Annotated in this window: 20 protein-coding genes; 14 read left to right on the top strand and 6 right to left on the bottom strand. The window is 72.8% G+C overall.

Annotated elements, in window-relative coordinates; translation table 11 throughout:
• Positions 1-5 precede the first annotated feature (5 nt).
• Positions 6-758: a hypothetical protein gene (locus tag BU197_RS21955; RefSeq protein WP_223183800.1), complete on the bottom strand. Its 753-nt coding sequence runs from the start codon at positions 756-758 to the stop codon at positions 6-8.
• 474 nt (positions 759-1,232) lie between these two features.
• Here BU197_RS21955 and purN point away from each other — a divergent pair, with 474 nt between their 5' ends.
• The 3 genes from purN to BU197_RS21940 all read left to right on the top strand — a co-directional run bounded on the left by purN (position 1,233) and on the right by BU197_RS21940 (position 5,150).
• Complete coding sequence (purN, locus tag BU197_RS21950) at positions 1,233-1,862, top strand: phosphoribosylglycinamide formyltransferase (RefSeq protein WP_188270021.1); 630 nt, start codon at positions 1,233-1,235, stop codon at positions 1,860-1,862.
• Positions 1,837-3,402 carry a bifunctional phosphoribosylaminoimidazolecarboxamide formyltransferase/IMP cyclohydrolase gene (purH, locus tag BU197_RS21945; protein ID WP_188270020.1) on the top strand — a complete coding sequence of 522 codons (1,566 nt, stop codon included), beginning with the start codon at positions 1,837-1,839 and terminating at the stop codon, positions 3,400-3,402. Before purN ends, purH begins: the two co-directional genes overlap by 26 nt.
• 293 nt (positions 3,403-3,695) lie before the next feature.
• Positions 3,696-5,150: a DUF2079 domain-containing protein gene (locus tag BU197_RS21940; RefSeq protein WP_188270032.1), complete on the top strand. Its 1,455-nt coding sequence runs from the start codon at positions 3,696-3,698 to the stop codon at positions 5,148-5,150.
• A gap of 72 nt (positions 5,151-5,222) precedes the next feature.
• Here the strand turns inward: BU197_RS21940 and BU197_RS21935 are convergent, their stop codons facing one another.
• Complete coding sequence (locus tag BU197_RS21935; RefSeq protein ID WP_188270019.1) at positions 5,223-5,825, bottom strand: hypothetical protein; 603 nt, start codon at positions 5,823-5,825, stop codon at positions 5,223-5,225.
• 250 nt (positions 5,826-6,075) lie between these two features.
• On the opposite strand from BU197_RS21935, the gene BU197_RS21930 reads away from it, so the two are divergent.
• The 7 genes from BU197_RS21930 to BU197_RS21900 all read left to right on the top strand — a co-directional run bounded on the left by BU197_RS21930 (position 6,076) and on the right by BU197_RS21900 (position 13,848).
• Positions 6,076-6,936 carry a bifunctional methylenetetrahydrofolate dehydrogenase/methenyltetrahydrofolate cyclohydrolase gene (locus tag BU197_RS21930; RefSeq protein WP_188270018.1) on the top strand — a complete coding sequence of 287 codons (861 nt, stop codon included), beginning with the start codon at positions 6,076-6,078 and terminating at the stop codon, positions 6,934-6,936.
• A 163-nt stretch (positions 6,937-7,099) separates the two neighbouring features.
• A complete protein-coding gene (locus BU197_RS21925; RefSeq protein WP_188270017.1) occupies positions 7,100-7,555 on the top strand; it encodes a DUF3017 domain-containing protein in 456 nt (151 codons plus the stop codon).
• A 237-nt stretch (positions 7,556-7,792) separates the two neighbouring features.
• Positions 7,793-9,100: an XRE family transcriptional regulator gene (locus tag BU197_RS21920; protein ID WP_188270016.1), complete on the top strand. Its 1,308-nt coding sequence runs from the start codon at positions 7,793-7,795 to the stop codon at positions 9,098-9,100.
• Positions 9,101-9,506: 406 nt separating this feature from the next.
• Positions 9,507-10,496 carry a malate dehydrogenase gene (locus tag BU197_RS21915; RefSeq protein ID WP_188270015.1) on the top strand — a complete coding sequence of 330 codons (990 nt, stop codon included), beginning with the start codon at positions 9,507-9,509 and terminating at the stop codon, positions 10,494-10,496.
• A gap of 176 nt (positions 10,497-10,672) precedes the next feature.
• Entirely contained in the window at positions 10,673-12,439 is a 1,767-nt protein-coding gene (locus BU197_RS21910; RefSeq protein ID WP_223183799.1) for a hypothetical protein, read from the top strand.
• Positions 12,432-12,824, top strand: coding sequence for a hypothetical protein (locus BU197_RS21905; RefSeq protein ID WP_188270014.1), 393 nt, complete (start codon positions 12,432-12,434; stop codon positions 12,822-12,824). The genes BU197_RS21910 and BU197_RS21905 overlap by 8 nt, the downstream gene beginning before the upstream one ends.
• Before the next feature lies 1 nt (position 12,825).
• The gene (locus BU197_RS21900; protein WP_188270013.1) at positions 12,826-13,848 is read left to right on the top strand and encodes a hypothetical protein; all 1,023 of its coding nucleotides are present in this window, start codon (positions 12,826-12,828) and stop codon (positions 13,846-13,848) included.
• A 5-nt stretch (positions 13,849-13,853) separates the two neighbouring features.
• Here the strand turns inward: BU197_RS21900 and BU197_RS21895 are convergent, their stop codons facing one another.
• Together BU197_RS21895 and BU197_RS21890 are read right to left on the bottom strand one after the other, a co-directional pair.
• Positions 13,854-14,594: an isocitrate lyase/phosphoenolpyruvate mutase family protein gene (locus tag BU197_RS21895; protein WP_188270012.1), complete on the bottom strand. Its 741-nt coding sequence runs from the start codon at positions 14,592-14,594 to the stop codon at positions 13,854-13,856.
• Positions 14,591-15,124 (bottom strand): carboxymuconolactone decarboxylase family protein, encoded by a 534-nt coding sequence (locus BU197_RS21890; protein ID WP_188270011.1) that lies wholly within the window; start codon positions 15,122-15,124, stop codon positions 14,591-14,593. The genes BU197_RS21895 and BU197_RS21890 overlap by 4 nt, the downstream gene beginning before the upstream one ends.
• 46 nt (positions 15,125-15,170) lie before the next feature.
• Here BU197_RS21890 and BU197_RS21885 point away from each other — a divergent pair, with 46 nt between their 5' ends.
• Complete coding sequence (locus tag BU197_RS21885; protein WP_188270010.1) at positions 15,171-16,673, top strand: PLP-dependent aminotransferase family protein; 1,503 nt, start codon at positions 15,171-15,173, stop codon at positions 16,671-16,673.
• An 83-nt stretch (positions 16,674-16,756) separates the two neighbouring features.
• Positions 16,757-17,533, top strand: a complete 777-nt coding sequence (locus BU197_RS21880; RefSeq protein WP_188270009.1) for a class I SAM-dependent methyltransferase — start codon at positions 16,757-16,759, stop codon at positions 17,531-17,533.
• 11 nt (positions 17,534-17,544) lie between these two features.
• On the opposite strand, the gene BU197_RS21875 is transcribed toward BU197_RS21880, so the two are convergent.
• A complete protein-coding gene (locus BU197_RS21875) occupies positions 17,545-18,276 on the bottom strand; it encodes an SDR family NAD(P)-dependent oxidoreductase (protein ID WP_188270008.1) in 732 nt (243 codons plus the stop codon).
• Positions 18,277-18,505: 229 nt separating this feature from the next.
• Here BU197_RS21875 and BU197_RS21870 point away from each other — a divergent pair, with 229 nt between their 5' ends.
• Both BU197_RS21870 and BU197_RS21865 read left to right on the top strand, forming a co-directional pair.
• On the top strand, positions 18,506-18,805 hold the full coding sequence (locus BU197_RS21870) for a hypothetical protein (protein WP_188270007.1): 300 nt from the start codon (positions 18,506-18,508) through the stop codon (positions 18,803-18,805).
• 14 nt (positions 18,806-18,819) lie between these two features.
• Complete coding sequence (locus tag BU197_RS21865; RefSeq protein WP_188270006.1) at positions 18,820-20,004, top strand: glutathionylspermidine synthase family protein; 1,185 nt, start codon at positions 18,820-18,822, stop codon at positions 20,002-20,004.
• Positions 20,005-20,025: 21 nt separating this feature from the next.
• Here the strand turns inward: BU197_RS21865 and BU197_RS21860 are convergent, their stop codons facing one another.
• Positions 20,026-20,718: a polysaccharide deacetylase family protein gene (locus BU197_RS21860; protein ID WP_188270005.1), complete on the bottom strand. Its 693-nt coding sequence runs from the start codon at positions 20,716-20,718 to the stop codon at positions 20,026-20,028.
• Between the last annotated feature and the right edge of the window lie 197 nt (positions 20,719-20,915).

Here is a 20,915-nt window from a genome sequence, read left to right as displayed (position 1 = left end):
CGGGGCTACTCCCGGACGCCGAAGCCCGCGCGCAGGGGCTTCGGGAGAAGGTCGTTGCAGGCCAGCTGGCCCGCGTGGGTGAGGGCGTCGTCACGGCACTCGTAGAAGTCGCTGTACACGAGCTTCATCGTGAAGCCCACCGCGACGATCATCAGGGCCACGCTCGCCGCCACCAGACCGCTGACCGCCGCCGTCCGCATCGAGCGGAGCTGGGCCGCCCGGGAGACGCCCTGAGCGACCACGGGGACCTGGCCCTGGCCCTGACCCTGCCCCGGGGCGGGGGACGGCGGCTGCGGCGACTGTGACGTCGGCGACACTTCCGCCGTCGCGGGCTCCTTCGGCTTGGCGCGCAGGGAGCTGATCGCCCAGTAGACGCCGAGCGCGCCGAGCAGCAGGGCCAGCTCCGGCAGGTTGAAGATCGCGAAGAAGAAGGCCCACATGCCCGAGAGGATCGCGTACCGCGCCCGCCGCTGTGCCGGGTCCGTGGGGTCCCAGCGGAGCCCCTGGCGCCCGGGACCGCCCTTGCCGGGGCCCTCGGGACCGGGCCGGCCGGGGCCCTGGCGTTCGGGTCCGCGGCCGAAGCCGTCGTTCGAGGGGCCGGGCTGGCGAGGGCTCCAGCGGCCGTCGGACGAGTCCGGCGCGCCGGACGGCTCGTCGCCTCGGTCCTCCGGCTGCCGCGGCTGCCACGGCTGGTCCGGCCTGCCCTCGGGCGGCGGCGCGAACGGGTTGTTGTCGTCCGTGGACGGGCGCTCCGGCATCTGCTGAACGTCTTCCCTCTGTCGTCGCGACCACATCCGCACCCGTGGTCTCGCTGCTGTCTCGTCTGCGTCTACGCCTGGGTCGGCGTCTACGTCTAGGTCCGCGTCTAGGTCCGTGTCTACGTCTGCGTCTATGTCCGCGTGTGAATCCGGCGGTGTGAATTCATCGGTACGTCTCGTCGGTACGTCTCGTCGGTGTATCTCGTCGGTGGAACCCGGCACTGCCCCGCCGGCCGCCGTGTGGGCGGTGCGGCCGCCGTTCACCTGGTCTCCGGCCGGTCTCCCGGCCGGTGGGTGTCGGGGGCGCGACCGGCTTCGGCCCCTGACGCTACCGTCCTGCTCCGCCCCCGTCCCGTGGGGGCCGTCCGGTGTGCCGGTATCGTTGCTGACGGTCGAGCCATTCGTAGGGTTCCCCGTATCGAGCGGCACGATTCGTTCGTACGACCGCACAAACACCACGGAAAGAGTGACCCAGTGGCTGCCGCCCGCCTCGTCGTCCTGGTCTCCGGTTCCGGTACCAATTTGCAGGCCCTCCTCGACGGCATCGCCGCCGACCCCGAGGGGTACGGCGCGGAGATCGTCGCCGTCGGCGCGGACCGCGAGGGCATCGCCGGTCTGGAGCGCGCCGAGCGCGCCGGGCTGCCGACCTTCGTCTGCCGGGTCAGGGACCACGCGACCCGCGAGGAGTGGGACCGCGCGCTGGCCGAGGCCACCGCCGCGTACGAGCCGGACCTCGTGGTCTCGGCCGGATTCATGAAGATCGTCGGCAAGGAGTTCCTCGCCCGCTTCGGCGGACGGGTCGTCAACACCCACCCGGCTCTGCTCCCCAGTTTTCCCGGTGCCCACGGGGTGCGTGACGCCCTCGCGTACGGCGCGAAGGTCACCGGGTGCACCGTCCACTTCGTCGACGACGGTGTCGACACCGGCCCGATCATCGCCCAGGGCGTGGTCGAGGTGCGGGAGACGGACGATGAAGCCGCTCTGCACGAGCGCATCAAGGAAGTCGAGCGCTCGCTGCTCGTCGACGTCGTGGGGCGTCTCGCCCGGCACGGCTACCGCATTGAGGGACGAAAGGTTCATGTCGGTGAACACGGACACCGTTAAGCCCATCCGCCGCGCGCTGGTCAGCGTCTACGACAAGACGGGACTCGAAGAGCTGGCCCGGGGTCTGCACGAGGCCGGTGTCGAACTGGTCTCCACCGGCTCCACCGCCGGGAAGATCGCCGCCGCCGGGGTGCCGGTCACCAAGGTCGAGGAGCTGACCGGCTTCCCCGAGTGCCTGGACGGCCGGGTCAAGACCCTCCACCCGCGCGTGCACGCCGGCATCCTCGCCGACCTGCGTCTGGAGTCGCACCGCGAGCAGCTCGCCGAGCTGGGCGTGGAGCCCTTCGACCTGGTCGTCGTGAACCTCTACCCGTTCCGCGAGACGGTCGCCTCCGGTGCCACTCCGGACGAGTGCGTCGAGCAGATCGACATCGGCGGCCCGTCCATGGTCCGCGCCGCCGCGAAGAACCACCCGTCCGTGGCGATCGTCACCAGCCCCGAGCGGTACGCGGACGTCCTCGCGGCCGTCCAGGCGGGCGGTTTCGACCTGACCGCGCGCAAGCGGCTCGCGGGCGAGGCCTTCCGGCACACCGCCGCGTACGACGTGGCCGTGGCCTCCTGGTTCGCCGACGACTATGCAGCCACCGACGACAGCGGCTTCCCGGGCTTCCTGGGCGCCACGTACGAGCGGCAGAACGTGCTCCGCTACGGCGAGAACCCGCACCAGGGCGCGGCGCTGTACGTCGACGGCACGGGCGGTCTCGCCGAGGCCGAGCAGCTGCACGGCAAGGAGATGTCGTACAACAACTACACGGACACCGACGCCGCGCGCCGGGCCGCGTACGACCACGCCGAGCCCTGCGTCGCGATCATCAAGCACGCCAACCCGTGCGGCATCGGGATCGGCGCCGACGTCGCCGAGGCGCACCGCAAGGCCCACGCCTGTGACCCGCTCTCGGCCTTCGGCGGCGTCATCGCCGTCAACCGCCCGGTCTCCGTGGCGATGGCCGAGCAGGTCTCCGAGATCTTCACCGAGGTCATCGTCGCCCCCGGGTACGAGGACGGGGCCGTCGAGGTCCTGGCGAAGAAGAAGAACCTGCGCGTCCTCAGGGCCGAGGGCGCCCCGGCCAACCCGGTCGAGGTCAAGCCGATCGACGGCGGCGCGCTGCTCCAGGTCACCGACCGGCTCCAGGCCGAGGGCGACGACCCGGCGAACTGGACGCTCGCGACCGGTGACGCCCTCTCCGCCGAGGAGCTGGCCGAGCTGTCCTTCGCCTGGAAGGCGTGCCGCGCGGTCAAGTCCAACGCGATCCTGCTCGCCAAGGACGGCGCCTCGGTCGGCGTCGGCATGGGCCAGGTCAACCGCGTCGACTCCGCGAAGCTCGCGGTCGAGCGGGCGGGCGAGGAGCGGGCGCGCGGCTCGTACGCCGCGTCGGACGCCTTCTTCCCCTTCCCGGACGGTCTGGAGATCCTCACTGCGGCCGGTGTGAAGGCGGTCGTCCAGCCGGGCGGCTCGGTCCGTGACGAGCAGGTCGTCGAGGCGGCGAAGAAGGCGGGCGTGACGATGTACTTCACCGGCACGCGCCACTTCTTCCACTGAGCCACCCGAGACCGGCAGCCACGCGGGACCGGCAGCCGTACGCGGCCGGTGGCCGTACCAGGCCGGCGACTCGTGCGGGACCGGTGAGGTGTGACAGCGGCGGGCGGCCCGTCGGTACCCCTGGGGTACCGACGGGCCGCCCCTTTTGCGTTCCCGCCGGGGGAGCGGACGTGCGTATCCGGTGCCCGTCTTCGCACGACCACGCGATCGGCCCTGTGGTGAGAAGTCCACCGATCGGGTGGTCTCTGGTCTAATGAGTTGCTCTTTTGTCGGCCACTGGTAGTGGGGGCGTGGTGTTGGACGTACAGAACAAGTCCTCCGAGGAGGCCGTCGACGGCGTTCCCGGAGCATCGGACCCCGAGCCGTCCGCCGGTCTCCCGCCCGCTCCGCTCCGCCCCTATCTGATCCTCGCGGGCGTCCTGTGCGGCCTGTACTTCCTCTACTCCTGGCTCCAGTACGCGCACTTCCGCACCCCGTCCTGGGACCTCGGGATCTTCGGGCAGTCGGTCAGGGCGTACGCGGAGTTCCGCTCGCCCGTCGTCGACATCAAGGGCCCCGGCTTCCAGATACTGGGCGACCACTTCAGCCCCGTCACCGCGCTCCTCGCGCCGCTGTACTGGATCTGGCCCTCGCCGGTCTCCCTGCTCTTCGGGCAGGCCGCGCTGTTCGCCGCCTCGGCCGCCGTCGTCGGCCGCACCGCCCAGCAGATCCTGGGCAGCCGGGCCGCCGGCCTCGCGCTCACCCTCGCGTACGGGCTGTCCTGGGGGCTTCAGGAGGCGGTCAAGTCCGACTTCCACGAGATCGCCTTCGCCGTCCCGCTGCTCGCCCTGACCTGCCGGGCCCTGCTCCTCGGCCGCTGGACTGCGGCCGTCGCCTGGTCCGCCCCGCTCGTCCTGGTCAAGGAGGACATGGGGCTGACCGTCGCCATGGTCGGCGCGGTCCTCTTCCTGAAGGGGCAGAAGCAGCTCGGCGCGGCCCTCGCGGGCTTCGGCGCGTCGGCCTTCGCCCTCACCGTCCTCGTCCTGATCCCGGCGGCGAGCCGGGCCGGACAGTACGACTACTGGGCCAAGATCGAGAAGACCGGACAGGGCACGGACACCTCGTTCGGGCAGGTCGTCACGGACGCACTCGCCTCGGGCGACCGCTGGGAGATGCTCTTCTACCTGCTGGCGATCACCGGCTTCCTCGCCCTGCGCTCCCCGCTGGTGCTGCTCGTCCTGCCCACCCTCGGCTGGCGCTTCCTCTCCCAGGACCCCAACCACTGGGGCATGCTCTGGCACTACAGCGCGGTCCTGATGCCGATCGTCTTCCTGGCCCTGGTGGACGGCGCCCGCTCGGTGCGCACCTCCCCGCGCGGCTGGCTCGCCTCGTACGGGAGGGTCGCCGTCCCGGTCGCCACGGCGGTCGCGCTCACCCTCGCCGCGAACCTGCCGCTCCGGGCCCTGACGAAGCCGGAGACGTACCGCACGGACGCCCGTGTCGGGCAGGCGCGGGAGGCCGTCGCCGCCGTGCCCGACGGGGCGAGCGTGGAGGCCGATGTGTCGCTCCTGGCCCATCTCACGGCCGACCACCGCGTCTACTGGTCGGGCTCCTCGCAGGACGCCGACCCCGACTACCTCGCCTACGACCTGCGGGGCTGGTCGCAGCAGGTCTCCGACCCGGTCCAGCTGGCTTCGCAACTGCATCCGACCGCGCGCTACGAGATCGTGCACCGCTCGGAAGGGTTCGCGGTCCTCAAGCGGATGTGACGCGAGACATGGGGGAGGGGCCCGGTTTCACGTGGAACCGGGCCCCTCCCCCTCGTACGGGACCAGCCGCGATCAGTACTGCTGCTTGTTCCGGTTGAACCAGGCGGAGCCGTCCGACTTCGCCACGAAGACGATGACGAGGACCGCGAGGGCCAGGGTCACGATGCCGAGCGGCAGCGTGAAGACACTGAACAGCGCGCCGAACGAGCCGTAGATGATGGCGCAGATCCGGACGCCGTTGCCGCCGGACTTGAACTTGAGGGCGAGCACCGCGCTGATCACGGCGAAGAGGATCCAGAGGACGCCCACGACGATCAGAACACCCTTGCCGATGTCCGAGAACAGCGCGATGTCCTCGGAGGACGCGCCCGATTCCGCCAGATCGCTGTCGAGGGTGAAGGACACGGCGATCACCGCGAGACCGATGATCAGGTTGAGGGCGGTCAGGACCCACAGCATCACGCGCGCGGCCTTCACCCCGCCGGGCATGGTCATGGGAGCGCCGGGGTAACCGCCGCCGCCGTACGGGGAGACCGGAGGGGCGGCCGGGTAGCCGTAGCCCTGCTGCGGCGGCACGCCCTGGGGCTGCTGCTGGGGGTAGCCGTAACCGGGCTGCTGACCCTGGCCCTGTCCCTGGGGCTGGCCGTAGGGGTTGTTCGAGTCGCCGAAGCTCATCGCGGGATTCCTCCATGAATTTCTCTGTGCGGGGACGACGCGGGTCCGCGTGGAGGAATTCATGACGAATGAGCGGATTCTCCCCCTGCGCTTTCCGCGGCACTTCGCGGATCATCGTCGTCGTTACGTCGACTTTTTGTCCAGTCGTTACCTCCCGGAGTTGTGCGACTGCAACCCTTCGCACCGCCCGGGGAGCCGTCCCGCGCGGGCGAATTGGAACAAGGCGGGGGTCATCCGGGAGGATGTCTCCATGAGCGCCCAGATTCTCGATGGCAAGGCCACCGCAACCGCGATCAAGTCCGATCTGACCGTCCGTGTGGCGGCCCTCAAGGAGCAGGGCATCACGCCCGGACTCGGCACCATCCTCGTCGGCGAGGACCCCGCCAGCCAGAAGTACGTGGCCGGAAAGCACCGGGACTGCGCGGAGGTCGGCCTCGCCTCGATCCAGCGCACCCTGCCCGCCGAGGCCACCCAGGAAGAGATCGAGGCGGTCGTCCGGGAGCTCAACGAGGACCCCTCCTGCACCGGCTACATCGTCCAGCTCCCGCTCCCCAAGGGCATCGACGAGAACCGCATCCTGGAGCTGATGGACCCCGCCAAGGACGCGGACGGTCTGCACCCCACCAACCTCGGCCGTCTCGTCCTCAACGAGCCCGCCCCGCTGCCCTGCACCCCGAACGGCATCATCACCCTGCTCCGCCGCCACGGCGTGGAGATCAACGGCGCCGAGGTCGTGGTCGTCGGACGCGGTGTCACCATCGGCCGCCCGATGCCGCTCCTGCTCACCCGCCGCTCCGAGAACGCGACCGTGACCCAGTGCCACACCGGCACCCGGGACCTCGCCGCCCACCTGCGCAACGCCGACATCATCGTCGCCGCCGCCGGTGTGCCGCACCTGATCAAGCCGGAGGACGTGAAGCCGGGCGCCGCCGTCCTGGACGTCGGCGTCTCCCGCAACGCCGAGGGCAAGATCCTCGGCGATGTGCACCCGGGCGTCGCCGAGGTGGCCGGCTGGATCTCCCCGAACCCCGGCGGCGTCGGCCCGATGACCCGCGCGCAGCTCCTCGTCAACGTCGTCGAGGCCGCCGAGCGCGCGGCCGCGGCGCTCTGACGTGACCTCGGGGGCCCCGGGGGCATCGGGGAACCCGGACGGGCCGGAGGGTCCGGACAGGTCTGACGGGTCTGACGGGTCTGACGGGTCTGATACGTCGGACAGGCCGGTCGAAGGGGGCGGGAAGGCGTCGAAGGGCGCGGCCCCGGCCGCCTCCAAGGCGATGGCACCGGCCCCCGCCGCCTCCGCCGTGGATTCCGCCGCTTCCGTCCCGGCCCCCGCCGCGCGGAAGCGTCGTTTCCTCTTCACCACCAGCACCTCGCGGCCCGAGGGCGGCGGCCGGGCGGCCTCCGGCGACGCCCCGGCGCCCGCCCGTCAGTGGCCGCTGCTCACCGTGCTCGTGCTCGCCGGGCTCGGGCTGCTCGTGGTGGGGGTGGACCCGTTCGAACAGGCCTTCCGGGTCGGCACCCTGCTGATCGGCGCCGCGCTCCTGGTGGGTGCCGTGATGCGCCGGGTGGTGCCGTCCGTGGGCATGCTCGCCGTCCGGTCCCGCTTCACGGACATGATCACGTACGGGGTGATGGGCGGCCTGATCGTGATGCTCGCGCTCATGGTGCAGCCGGAGCCCTGGCTGAAGATCCCGTTCCTTGAGGACGTCCTCCATCTCACCGTGACGTAACCCGGAACCGGTGTACACGGCGCCCGCCCTCTCCCCCGTGGGAGGGCGGGCGCCGCTGTATTCAAGGGTCATGTACGTGCCAACGGATGATCAAGGTCCGTCGGAGCGCTGTGGCACGGAAGTGACCATTCCGCCATCCGGGCACCGCATCGGGGGAGCGCGCCGCCCCCGGACCTGCCATCCTTCGGGAAGGCCGGGGGCCCGAGGGGGGCACGGGGCCGGGGGAGGGGACCGCACATGCCCGCCTGGAAGGTGCTGCCCGGCGAACTCGACCCGGACATACGGGCGTTCACGGAACGGCTCCGGCGCCTCGTCGACCGCAGCGGCCTCGGGATCGTGGCCCTTGCCGAGCGCACCGGACAGGAACGGTCCGCGTGGGACGCCTATCTGAACGCGCGTCTGCCCGTGCCCCGCAGCGCCGTCGTGGCCCTCGCCGAAGCGACCGGAACCGACCCGGCCGCCCTCGTGACCCAGCGGGAACGCGCCACCCGAGCCTGGACCACCCGCCGGACGCCGGAACGGCCCGCAGGGCTCGGGCCGGAGGTGCCCGAGGCCGACGAGGGGGAGTCCGGCGGCGACATCGAACGGCACGGCTTCGGGGGCCGGACCCGCCGAGGAGCCCGTACGGGAGCGGATACGGGCACCCCTGCGGCCATCCGTGTGGGGGGAGGCCGCCGCGAGGGTCACCGTGAGGACGACCGCGAGGGCTCGGCCCGGCGCGAGGCCCATCGCGAGGACCCGGCTCACCACGAGGACCCGGCTCACCGCGAGGACCCGGCTCACCACTCCGCCCCCGGCCGCCCCGTCCTCCCCGATGGCCTCCCTGATGGCCGCCACGACACCCCCGGCCGCCACCCCGCCCCCGCGCCCGACCCCGACCGCACGCTCGGAATCCGCCGGGTGGACTCGATCGGCCCCGCCGCGAGCCCGCCGCGTCCCCGCCCGGCCGCCCCGCTCTCCCGCCGCCGGGTCGTACTGCTCTACGGGGCCGGGATCCTCGGCGCGTTGCTCGTCGTCGCCTCCGCGCTGCTCCTCGTCGACCTCGGCGGGTCCGGCGGGCCGGACCGGCGGGCGGCCACCCCGGTCCCGAGCACCGTGCCGCCCGCTCCCACGACCGTCGCCGCCCTCCCGGCGGGAGTGAAGTGCGCGGGCGCCGACTGCACCGGGCGGGACCCGGAGGCCATGGGGTGCGGCGGCGGCCTCGCCGTCACCGTCGCGCGGGCCGAGGTCGGCAAGGCCAGGATCGAGGTCCGCTACAGCCGCACCTGCGGAGCCGCGTGGGCCCGGATCAGCGGCGCGCGCCCCGGGGACGCGGTGAGCGTCGCGTCCGGGGACACCCGACGGCGCGCCACCGTCGCGCGGACCACCGGTACGGCGAACCCGTCCGACTCCTCGAACCCGTCGAACCCGGCCAAGTCGGTGAGCGCGGTGAAGACGGCGGGCGCGTACACCCCGATGGTCGCCGCCGCCTCCGAGTCCTCCGCCCGCGCCTGCGCCACGCTCACGGACGGCGACCAGGGCTGCACCCCGGCCCGGAAGCCGTAGCGACACCGCACCCCCGGCCCCGAAGAGGCGTAGCGGGACCGAACCCCCGGCCCGGAAGCCGGAGCGACACCGCACCCCGGCCCGGAAGCCGTAGCACCATGGCCCCCCGGCCCCGGAGACGTACCGACACGTGCCCCGGCCCCGGAGCCGTACCGACACACGGAGGAGGGTTCCGGGCTTCGGGAAAGTCGGGAAAAGCCCCGTTCCCGCCCCGGGGACCCCCTCCGGCGGGTGCTGCGGACGGGCGGCAGTGAGCCGGACCACAAGGGGGTGGGGGTTCAGCGCGGTCCGGGTCGGATAGCCTGATCGCTGGATATCTCTTCATGTCGAGACACTGATCGATCAAGAGAGCTATCCCGCACCAGGGGCAGGGACCCCCACCGCCAGCTGTCTTACGGAGATCGCCATGACCCGCACTCCCGTGAATGTCACCGTGACCGGCGCGGCCGGCCAGATCGGCTACGCGCTGCTCTTCCGCATCGCCTCCGGCCACCTGCTCGGCGCGGACGTGCCGGTCAAGCTCCGCCTCCTTGAGATCCCGCAGGGCGTGAAGGCCGCCGAGGGCACCGCCATGGAGCTGGACGACTGCGCGTTCCCGCTGCTCAAGGGCATCGACATCTTCGACGACCCGAACAAGGGCTTCGAGGGCGCCAACGTCGCGCTGCTCGTGGGCGCCCGCCCGCGCACCGCCGGCATGGAGCGCGGCGACCTGCTCGCCGCCAACGGCGGCATCTTCAAGCCGCAGGGCAAGGCCATCAACGACCACGCCGCGGACGACATCAAGGTCCTCGTCGTCGGCAACCCGGCCAACACCAACGCCCTCATCGCCCAGTCCGCCGCCCCGGACGTCCCGGCCGAGCGCTTCACCGCGATGACCCGTCTGGACCACAACCGCGCGCTGACGCAGCTGGCCCAGAAGACCGGCGTCTCGGTCGAGGAGATCAAGCGCCTCACCATCTGGGGCAACCACTCCGCGACCCAGTACCCGGACATCTTCCACGCGGAGATCGCCGGCAAGAACGCCGCCGAGGTCGTGAACGACGAGGCGTGGCTGGCCGACACCTTCATCCCGACCGTCGCCAAGCGCGGCGCCGCGATCATCGAGGCCCGTGGCGCCTCCTCCGCCGCCTCCGCCGCGAACGCCGCCATCGACCACGTCCACACCTGGGTCAACGGCACCGCCGAGGGCAACTGGACCTCCATGGGCATCCCGTCGGACGGCTCGTACGGCGTCCCGGAGGGCCTCATCTCCTCCTTCCCCGTCACCTGCGCCGACGGCAAGTACGAGATCGTCCAGGGCCTGGAGATCAACGACTTCTCCCGCACCCGCATCGACGCCTCGGTCAAGGAGCTGTCCGAGGAGCGCGACGCGGTCCGCGAGCTGGGCCTCATCTGATCCCGGCTCCCGCGAGGAGCCACATTCCGCCACCCCCGGGCCGTACGACCGACCGTACGGCCCGGGGGTGGCGTCTTTTCCCCCGGACACGGACGTCCGGTCTCCCCTATGCTGACGCCCCTGCCCGCCGCCAAGTCGGCGGGGACGAAGGGTAGTTGCATCTCATCGGGGGAGTCTTGGCGCAATCGATCCCACCCATACCATCCGACAGTCCGCCCGGCCTCCCGTCCGGAGCGCCACCACCCGCGCCGCCCGGCGCCCCGCCCGCCGTCCCGGGCCGTGACCCGGCCACCAGCGAAGCCACCCGGCTGCTCTGCGCGGGCACCTACCTCGACCCCGGCTACCGGGACGCGGTCATCGACGAGCTGTACGTGCACGAGGAGCGCTTCGCCGCCCCCTCGTCCGGCTTCGACGCCACCCGTGTCCTCGCCCACGCGCTGCGCGCCCGCCGCATCGAGCTTGGCTGGTCCATCGGCATCCTCGCCCTCTGGCTCGTGGCGATCCCTCTCACCGCGGGCCTGGTCATCCTGCTGTTCTACCCGTTCCTGCTCCTGGCACTGGCCCGCTGGGTGCGCGGCCCGGCCGCCGTCGCCCCGCTCTACCGGTCCGTCCCCGCCTTCGTGCTGCGCTGGTACGGGCGGCTGATGCTGGTCCTGAGCGTGCTGGTGTTCCTCTTCCTTCTCCTCGGCACCCAGCAGAATGCGGGGGAGATGTTCGTGAGCGACTCCGGCGAACTCGACGTGGTCGGCGGGCTCCTCGGCACCGGGGCCGCCGCCGCAAGCGCGTTGCAGGGGCTGATCACCCTCGCGGTGCCGTTCCTCATCGCCTGGGCGGTCGCCATCCAGCAGGGGCAGTTCGCCCGCGCGCTCACCGAGGAGCTGTCTCGGGGCCGCTTCCCCGACCGGCGCTCCGACCCGGCCGAACAGGCCGAGGGCGTCCGCTTCCGGCGGCTGCGCGACCTCGTCCGCATCGAGCAGGGCTCCGCCCTCGTCCTGTACGACGAGGCCGACCCGTTCTGCGGGGCGGGCGAGCCGTACGAGCCCTGGTCGCTCTCGGTCGAGCTGCGGCCCCGCGAAGACCTCGACGGCGAGCCCGAACCGCTCGACAACAGCACCATCCTGCGGCACGTCGTCCCGCTTCTCGAAGCACTGCGGGAGCCCTCGCCGCGCGGTACGCCGCAGGACAGGGACGCGGTCCGGGACCGGCTGCGCGAGCTGGAGCTCGACGAGGTCGTCTTCCTGCCGGTGGACGGGCTCCCGGCCCGCACCGCCGCCCCGTACGGCCCCGAGAGCTTCGAGCGGCACCGCTCGGACTCGATCGAGGAAGGCGGCGAGGCCCGCCGGTACTTCCTGCGGATCCGGGTCGGGGGCTGGGACGGGGAGGTCGTCACCACGGTCTTCGTCCGCGTCCACACCCAGGGCGGGATGCTGATGCTGGAGGTCGCGCCGCACGTCCTGCGCCCGGTGAAGCCGCTCTACCGGCAAGCGGACCGGGTCGCCCACCGCTTCCGGCACAACCACTTCTTCGGCCGGGCGGTCTGGGCGCTCGAGCAGACCCCGCGCTCCGCCGGGCAGTCGCTGATCACGATCGGGCGGGCGCTCGGGAACGCCTGGCGGCTGCTCACCGGCGGCCACGCCCGCGCGCTGCCCGAAGGTCCCCGGGTCTCGGTCCGCGAGCTGGGCTCCGACGGCACGGCCTCGCTCTTCCAGGACATGGACGTCAGCCGTCATCTGAAGAGCGTGCAGGACCGGGTCGCGAGCGGCGTGCTGTCGGCGCTGCGGGAGGCGGGGTACCGGACCACCGAGTTCGAGCAGCAGATCGTCCAGGTCGCCGAAGGCGGCCTCTTCATCCAGAACGACCGGGGCAACATGACGGTGGGCAACAACAACAACGTCACACAGAAGTCGTTCACCACCACGAACACCGGAGGAGACCGTGGCTGAGAAGAAGACCGGGCCCGGCGCCGGGCACTCCTACGGGGGCATCCGGATCACCAACACCGGCGGCAACGTCACCATCGGCGATCACAACAAGGTCACCCAGACCACCGGCGCCGTCCCGCCCGGCCGCGACCCGGCGCAGGAGGAGCTTCTCGAAGCCGTCCGCAGGCTCCGCGCCGACCTCGAAGGCGTCGTGGCCAACGCGCAGACGACCGCCCTGGCCGCCGAACTCGCCGACGCCGAGGACGAGATCGAGGGCACCGGCCGCGCGGGCACCGGCCGGCTGACCCGGCTGCGGAGCGCCCTCGCGGACGCGGGCGCGGTGACCGGCGTCCTCGCCTCCGGGGTGGCGGCCGTCCAGGCGGTCGGCGCGCTGCTCGGTGGGTGAGATGAACGGATACGGCCCGAGGGACGGCGTCCACTGGAACGACCGGGCGCAGCGCTGGGAGTGGTGGGGCGGCCCGCCCGTCCCGCAGGACACGGGCCCGCTTCCCGGGGGCGCGGGGCCCTACCTCGTACGCCCGGCGGAGCCCGCGCCGCCCCTGACGGCCCCCGGACACGCCCTCGGGGACGGACCCGGATACGGACCCGGATACGGACCCGGACCCGAGTACTTCCCCGAGACCGGGGAGTGGCGGTACGGCGGGACCGGCGGCGGGGGCGCGCCGGTGCGGCCGAAGGGCCGTACGGGGCTCGTGGTGGGCGCGGTCGTGGCCGTGCTCGTCGTGGGCACCCTCGGGGGGCGGCTGATCTGGGGCGGCGGGGACGCCCCGGCCACCGCCGCCGCCACCGTCACCGACACGGAGGAACCCCCGGCGGAGACGGACACGCCGTCCGGCGACGACGGTGACGGGGAGGACGGCTGGGGCACGGGAGCCGACGGCGGTCCCACGGACACGGCGACCGACGGCACCCGGAGCACCGACGGGCCGGGAGAGCCCTCCGGTACGGACTCCGGCACTCCGGACGGTTTCGAGGTCGTCGGCGATCCCAAGGGCTTCGTCGTCGCCGTCCCCGAGGGCTGGCACCGCACCGAGTCCGACCAGGGGATCTTCTACAACTCCCCGGACGGCGCGAGCCTGCTCCAGATCTTCCCGGTCACCGAGGGGAACCTGACCCCGTACGAGTCCCTGCGCGCGGTCTCCGAGAACGGCCGGGCGAACCGGCCCGGCTACGAGGAGGTCCGGCTCGAACGGGTCACGGACGACACGGCCGCGCACACCGACGCGGCCGAGCTGGTCTACGTGTACACCCGGGACGACGGCAGCCGCCGCAAGGTGGTCGACCGCGCCTTCGTCGAGCCGGACGGGCAGCAGTACGCCCTCCTCGCGGCGGGGCCCGAGACGGACTGGCCCCGCCAGCGCCAGGTGCTCACCACGGCGCTGGAGTACTTCACCACCGGGACGGACTGACGCCGTCAGCCCATCCGGCCGCCGCGCACCGTCGAGGCCAGCTCCGTCAGCCCCTCCCGGGTGCGGCGGAGCAGGCCCTCGCCGAAGGTGATCCTTGTCGCGCCGAGGCGGCCCAGCTCCGCGAAGGAGGGGCCGTCCGGCAGGGCGAGGACGTTCATCGGCAGATCGCCGAGGGCGCGGCGCAGGGCCGGGAGGTCGGACGGCGTGGCCAGGATCGGGTAGACGCAGTCCACGCCCGCCTCCGCGTAGAGACGGGCGCGCCGGACCGTCCGCTCCAGCGGCTCGGACGCCCGCAGGACATAGGCGTCGACGCGCGCGTTGAGGAAGAGGCCGGGGCCCGCCGCCGCCCGTACCTCGGCGAGCCAGTCGGCGTGCTCCCGGGGGTCCTTGAGGCCGTCGGGCCCGCTGTCCTCCAGGTTCAGGCCGACGGCGCCCGACTCCCTCACGCGCTCCACGAGTTCGGCCGCCCCGAGGCCGTAGCCGCTCTCCAGGTCCGCCGTGACGGGGACGGAGACCGCGCGGACGATCCGGGTCACGGCGGCGAACATCTCCGCCGCCGGGGTCTGCCCGTCCACGTATCCGAGGGAGGTCGCGATCCCGGCGCTCGGCGTCGCGAGCGCCGGGAAACCGGCCGCCTCGAAGACCCGGGCGCTCATCGCGTCCCACGGCCCCGGCACCACCAGGGGATCACCGGCCGGCCGGTGGTGGAGCGCGCGCAGGGCCGCCTCCTTCGAGGGCCCGGTCAAGCGGATCGGGGGGTGTAGTGGCCGGGCGTCATCCGGGTGGAGATGGCGATCCGGTTCCAGGCGTTGATGACGACGATCGCGCTGATCACGCGGGCGATCTCGGTCTCGTCGAAGTGGGCGGCGGCGCGTGCGTACACCTCGTCCGGGACGGGGACCGGGCCGTCGGTGAGGAGGGTGACGGACTCGGTGAGTTCGAGGGCCGCCAGCTCCTTCTCGGTGTAGAAGTGCCGGGACTCGCCCCAGGCGGAGAGCTGCACGATCCGCTCGACGGTCTCGCCCTCCGCGAGGGCGTCCTTGGTGTGCATGTCGATGCAGAACGCGCAGTGGTTGATCTGCGAGGCCCGGATCTTGATCAGGTGGTACAGCGTGGGGTCGATGTCCTTGGCGGTGGCCCGCTCCAGGTGGAGCATGGCCCGGTAGAACTCGGGGACGCGCTCGGCGAGGGGAAGCCGGGGGGCTTCCTCCGGTGCGTACTCTTCCTTCGCGGAAGCGGCGCCCGTGGTCTCGATGATGTCCGTCTGTGAGGTCATGAACTCACCGTAGGGCCCGGGTGGCTCAGGAGTATGGTCCACTCCCATGGCAAACGAGTGGGCCACTTTCGGGACCGACCTCCATCTGGAGATCCGGGGCCCCCGGCTCCGTGCCGGGCTCGTGGACGCGCTGAGGGAAGCCGTCCGAAGTGGGCGGCTGGCGCCGGGCACCCGGCTGCCCTCCTCGCGGTCGCTCGCCGTCGATCTGGGCGTCGCCCGCAACACCGTCGCCGACGCCTACGCCGAACTGGTGGCCGAAGGGTGGCTGACGTCACGTCAGGGTTCCGGCACCCGGGTCGCCCTCCGCGCGGAACCCCGGAGCCCCGCCCCCCGATCCACCGGGGCGCGAGGCATCGCCGGAGCGAGAGGTGCCACCGGAGCGAGAGGTGCCACCGGAGCGAGAGGCGCCGTCAAGGCGAAGGGCGCCGCCGCCCGCCCCCGTACCCTCGGTCCGGGCAGGACCAATCCGCCCGCCCACGACCTGCGGGCGGGCACCCCCGACCTCGCCTCCTTCCCGCGCGCCGAATGGCTCAAGGCGTACCGGAGGGCCCTCGCCGCCGCGCCCGACGCGGCCTTCGGGTACGGCGATCCACGTGGACGCGCCGAACTGCGCACCGTCCTCGCCGAGTACCTGGCCCGCGCCCGGGGAGTGCGCGCCCGGCCCGAACGGATCGTGATCTGCGCGGGGTTCGTGCACGGGCTGATGCTCCTCGGGCAGGTCCTGCGGAGCCGGGGCGTCCGGGACGTGGCCGTCGAGTCGTACGGCCTCGGGCTCCACGCCGGACTCCTCGCCGGCGGCGGACTCGGCACCCCCGCCCTGCCCTTCGACGCGCGCGGCACCCGGGTGGAGGAGCTGTCGGGCGACGGGCCGGGAGCCGTTCTGATGACGGCCGCCCATCAGTTCCCGCTCGGCGGCTCCCTGCCTCCGGACCGGCGCACGGCCCTCGTCGACTGGGCCGCTTCCACCGGCGGCTTCGTCCTGGAGGACGACTACGACGGCGAGTTCCGGTACGACCGGCAGCCCGTGGGCGCGCTCCAGGGGCTCGGCCCCGAGCGGGTCGTCTACCTCGGCACCTCCAGCAAGTCGCTCGCCCCCGGGCTCCGCCTCGCGTGGATGGTGCTGCCGGAGGAACTGTTCGGGGAGGTGGTGGCGGCGAAGGGCGCGGTGGACTGGACGACCGGCACCCCGGAGCAACTGGCGTTCGCCGAGTTCCTTGCCTCGGGCGCGTACGACCGGCACGTCCGGGCGATGCGGCTGCGCTACCGGCGCCGCCGGGACCAGCTGGTGGCGGCGGTCGCCGCCCACGCGCCCGGCATCCGCGTCAGCGGAATCGCCGCCGGTCTCCACGCGGTCCTCGCACTTCCCCCGGGCACCGAACAGGAGACCCTGCGGGCCGCCGCCTGGCACGGTCTGGCGGTCCAGGGCGTCAACCAGTTCCGCCGCCCCGGCGTCCCCGCCACCCTGGACGGCCTGGTCGTCGGCTACGGCACCCCGTCGGACAGCGCCTGGCCGGGGGCGCTGGAGGCGCTGTTGCGGGTGCTGCCCTGAGCGGGATGCCAAGGCGGGGCGGCAGGCCCATGAAATGCTGGACAGAGCACCCGTATCCATCCGAAGCGTCACCGAGGGAATCCATGCACACCGGCTTCGACGACACCGCCTGGCGCTACGGACCGCTGGCGACCCTGTTCTACGAACTCGACAAGCCGGTCGGCACCTCGTTCGGCGACGTCGAGTTCTACGCCGACCTCCTGCGGAACGTCACCGGCACCGTCCTCGAACCCGCCGTGGGCACCGGCCGCATTCTGATCCCCCTGCTCGAACAGGGATTGACCGTGCGCGGCTACGACACCTCGGCCGCCATGCTGGAGCAGTGCCGTGTCAACTGCGCCCGGCGCGGGCTGGAGGCCGATGTCTTCGAAGGCGACATGACCACGCACCGCGACCCCGGCGCCTTCGAAGCGATCGTGATCCCCACCGGCTCCTTCGCCCTGCTTCCCGACCGCGACAGCGCGCGGACCGCGCTGGCCGCCCTGCACGGCAACCTGGCCCCGGGCGGCCGGCTGATCGTCGACGTCGAACCGCCCGCCCTGAGCACGGCCCCCGACACCGGGCCGGTTCCGCACCAGTGGAACGGCGGCGAACTGGTCACCCTCACGAACTGGCGCACCCATGTGGACCCGGTGGCCCAGCGGACCACCAGCTGGGTCCGGTACGAGTCCTGGAAGGACGGCGCCCTGACCCGCACCGAACTCCAGATCTTCTCCCTGCTGTGGTTCGGGCTCGGCGAGTTCACCGCCCTGCTGCACGAGGCGGGCTTCGGCGATGTCGCCGTCCACGGCGGCTACCGGGCGGGTTCCGCACCCACCGCGACGGACGAGGTGTGGACCTTCGAGGCCACCCGCGCGTAGCGCGTCCGCGCCTACATGCCCCCGGCGACGCGCAGCACCGCGCCCGTCGTGTACCCGGCGTCGGGGGACAGGAGCCAGGAGACGGCGCCCGCGATCTCGGCGGGCTGCCCGGCGCGGCCCATGGGGACGCCGAGGGCGACCCTGGCCGGTCGCCCGGGGTCCTCGTGGAAGTCCGTCCAGACGGTGCCGGGGGCCACGCAGTTGACGCGGATGCCGTCCGGGGCGACCTCCTTGGACAGGCCCACGGTCAGCGCGTCGACGGCCGCCTTCGCCGCCGCGTAGTGCACGTACTGGCCGGGGCTGCCGAGGGTCGCCGCCGCCGAGGAGATGTTGACGAGGGCGCCGCCGCCGGTCCGGGTCATGTCCCGCACCGCGCGGCGCGCGCACAGCAGGTAGCCGAGCACATTGACTTCGAGGGCCCGGCGCATGCCCTCGGCGTCGGCGTCGGCGAGGCGCCCGTTGGGGCCGCTGATCCCCGCGTTGTTGACGAGGCCGGTGACGGGGCCGAGCTGCCGCGCCGCCGTGTCGAACAGCTCGTCGACACCGCTCTCGTCCGAGGTGTCGACCCGTACGGTCAGACAGGCGCGCCCGGCGGCGCGGACGGCGGCGGCGACCTTCCCGGCGGCCGCCTCGTCGGAGCGGTACCCGAGGACGATGTCGTGGCCGTCGGCCGCGAGGCGCTCGCAGACGGCCGCGCCGATGCCCCGGCTGCCGCCCGTGACGATGGTGATCGGCTGACGCATGGCGAAACCTCCAGATGACCGGGAAACCACGGGGACCAAATGATCGATCATTTTAGGTTCCCAGGTCGCCGGGGGTGCGAGCGGCCCGGGCGGGGGCCCCGGGACGGCCGGAAAACACCGTCCTAGACTGGTCGGTCGCGGCGGGCGTGAGCGCGGGAACGCGGGCGCGTACCGGCGGCAGGCGCGGCCGGGGAGGCCGGGCACGGGGGACGCGGGGAGGCGGCCGGGGATGCGCAGGCTGAGGTCGAGCACGGTGGTGCTCGGGGGAATGGGGATACTCGCGGCGACGATCACCGCGTGCGGCTCCGAACCGGACAAGCGGTGTGTGGACCCGGTCTCCCGGGAACAACTGCCCGCCTACGAATGCCGGACCGGCGGCGCGGGCGGCAAGGACGACGGCGGCGGCTCCGCCCGGGGCACGTACTACTACGGCGGATCCGTCCGCGACGACCGCGTGAGCGGCGGCAGCTTCGACAAGACCGCCGTGGACACCGGCGGCTTCGGCTGCTCCGGCTCCAGCGGCGGCTGAGAGGAGCCCGGCCCGTGGAACGGCACACCATCGCACCCCGCCCCGACTGGCAGCGGACCGTGGAGGCGCAGGGGCTCGTCTATCCGCTGACCCGGCACCCGGACGGCGCGCTCCGCCCGTACTGGGACGAGAGCGCGTACTACTCCTTCACGCTCCCCGAGGTCGAGGCGCTTGAGGAGACCGTCGAGGAACTGCACGCGATGTGCCTGGAGGCGGCCGATCACATCGTCGCCCGCCACCGCTTCGCCGAACTCGGCATCACCGATCCCCGACTCGCCGGACTGGTCGCCGAGTCCTGGCACCGCAGGGCCGAACTCCCCTCCCTCTACGGCCGGTTCGACCTCGTCTACGACGGCCGGGGACCGGCCAGGATGCTGGAGTACAACGCCGACACCCCCACCTCCCTGGTGGAGGCCGCGAGCCCGCAGTGGTTCTGGATGGAGGAGCGGTTCCCCGGCGCCGACCAGTGGAACTCCCTGCACGAACGGCTCGTCGACGCCTGGAAGCGGCAGGCCCCGCTCCTCCCGCCGGGCCCCCTCCACTTCGCCCACTCGGACGGCGACGAGATCGGCGAGGACCTGATGACGGTCGCGTATCTGCGCGAGACCGCCGAGCAGGCCGGGCTCGACACCGAGGCGCTCTCCATGGAGGGCATCGGCTGGGACCGGCTCTCGGGCCGCTTCGTCGACGACCGGCTCCGCTTCATCCGCAGCTGCTTCAAGCTCTACCCCTGGGAGTGGCTGACCACCGACCGCTTCGGCGGCCACGTCCTCGACACCCTCGACAACGGCGGCGGCACCGGCACGACCTGCTGGATCGAGCCCGCCTGGAAGATGCTCCTCTCCAACAAGGCGCTCCTGGCGATCCTCTGGGAGCTGAACCCCGGCCACCCCAACCTGCTCCCCGCCTACCTCGACGGGCCCCGCGACCTCGCGAGCACCATCGGCTGGGCCGCCAAGCCGCTGCTCGGCCGCGAGGGCGCGGGCGTCACCCTCCACGAGGCGGGCACGGAGCCCTTCGTCCGGGACGGCGAGGCCTGCTGCTACCAGGGCCTGGCCCCGCTGCCGGACTTCGACGGCAACCGGGTGGTGCTCGGCGCCTGGATCGTCGACGACGAGGCGGCGGGCCTGGGCATACGGGAGTCGGCGGGGCCCGTCACCGACGAGTACGCCCGCTTCCTCCCGCACGTGATCCTCTGACGGGCCCCGGCCCCGGGACCGCTACTCCGCCACGTACTCCCGCAGCGGCGCCGGCTTCAGGCCCGCCGCCCCGGCCGCGTCCAGCGCCCGGCGCAGATCCTGCTCCAGGGTCTCCGTGAAGTGCAGCAGGATGATGTCGCCCGCCTTGAGTTCCGGGGTCGGCGGGGTCCACTCGCCCCAGGTGGTGAAGTCGTGCGTCCAGGTGACCACGGCCTTCGCCCCGCAGGCGCGCGCGGCCGTCCGGGTGTTCGCGTCGTAGGTGCCGTACGGCGGGCGCACGAGCCGGGGCCCGTCGCCGAACCGGGCCAGATGCTGATCGCGCGCCCCGCAGATCTCCGCCTTCTGCCCGGCGGCGTCGAGCGTGGTCAGGTCCGGGTGGCCGACCGTGTGGTTCTCGGTCCTGGACGGGCCCTGGTCGAGCAGGGTGCGGAAGTAGCCGGAGTCGTACGAGTACGCCCCGGGCAGCAGGAACAGCGAGGCGGGCACCCGCCGGTCGAGCAGCAGCTTCGCGGCGGCCGGGTCGTGGAACCAGCCGTCGTCGATGGTGACGAAGACGACCGGGTCGGTGGTGTCGACGTGCGACACCACCGGAACGGGCTCGGGCCAGGCCGCCGGGGCGGCGTGCGCGGGTCCCGCGACCGCCCCGAGGAGGGCGAGCGGGACGAGGGCGGCGAGCGAGGCGCGCAGGGCGCGACGCGGACGAAGTCTCGGCATGGCCGCATCATTGGCCTAGACCAACTCGCGTGTCAATGAGGTGAGTTGGACTCGGGACGCTCCTCGGCCCGACGGCGCCTCCCGCAGCCGATCGAGAGGGGTGGGGCGCGGGGTGCTCCTCGGCCCGACGGCGCCTCCCGCAGTCGATCGAGAGGGGTGGGACGCGGGGTGCTCCTCGGCCCGGCGGCGCATCCCGC

The organism is Streptomyces sp. CBMA291 (genome assembly GCF_014596525.1).
In the GTDB taxonomy this organism is placed as follows: domain Bacteria; phylum Actinomycetota; class Actinomycetes; order Streptomycetales; family Streptomycetaceae; genus Streptomyces.
Note: the sequence above shows the minus strand (reverse complement) of the source record. Positions and strands in the feature narration are given on the sequence as shown.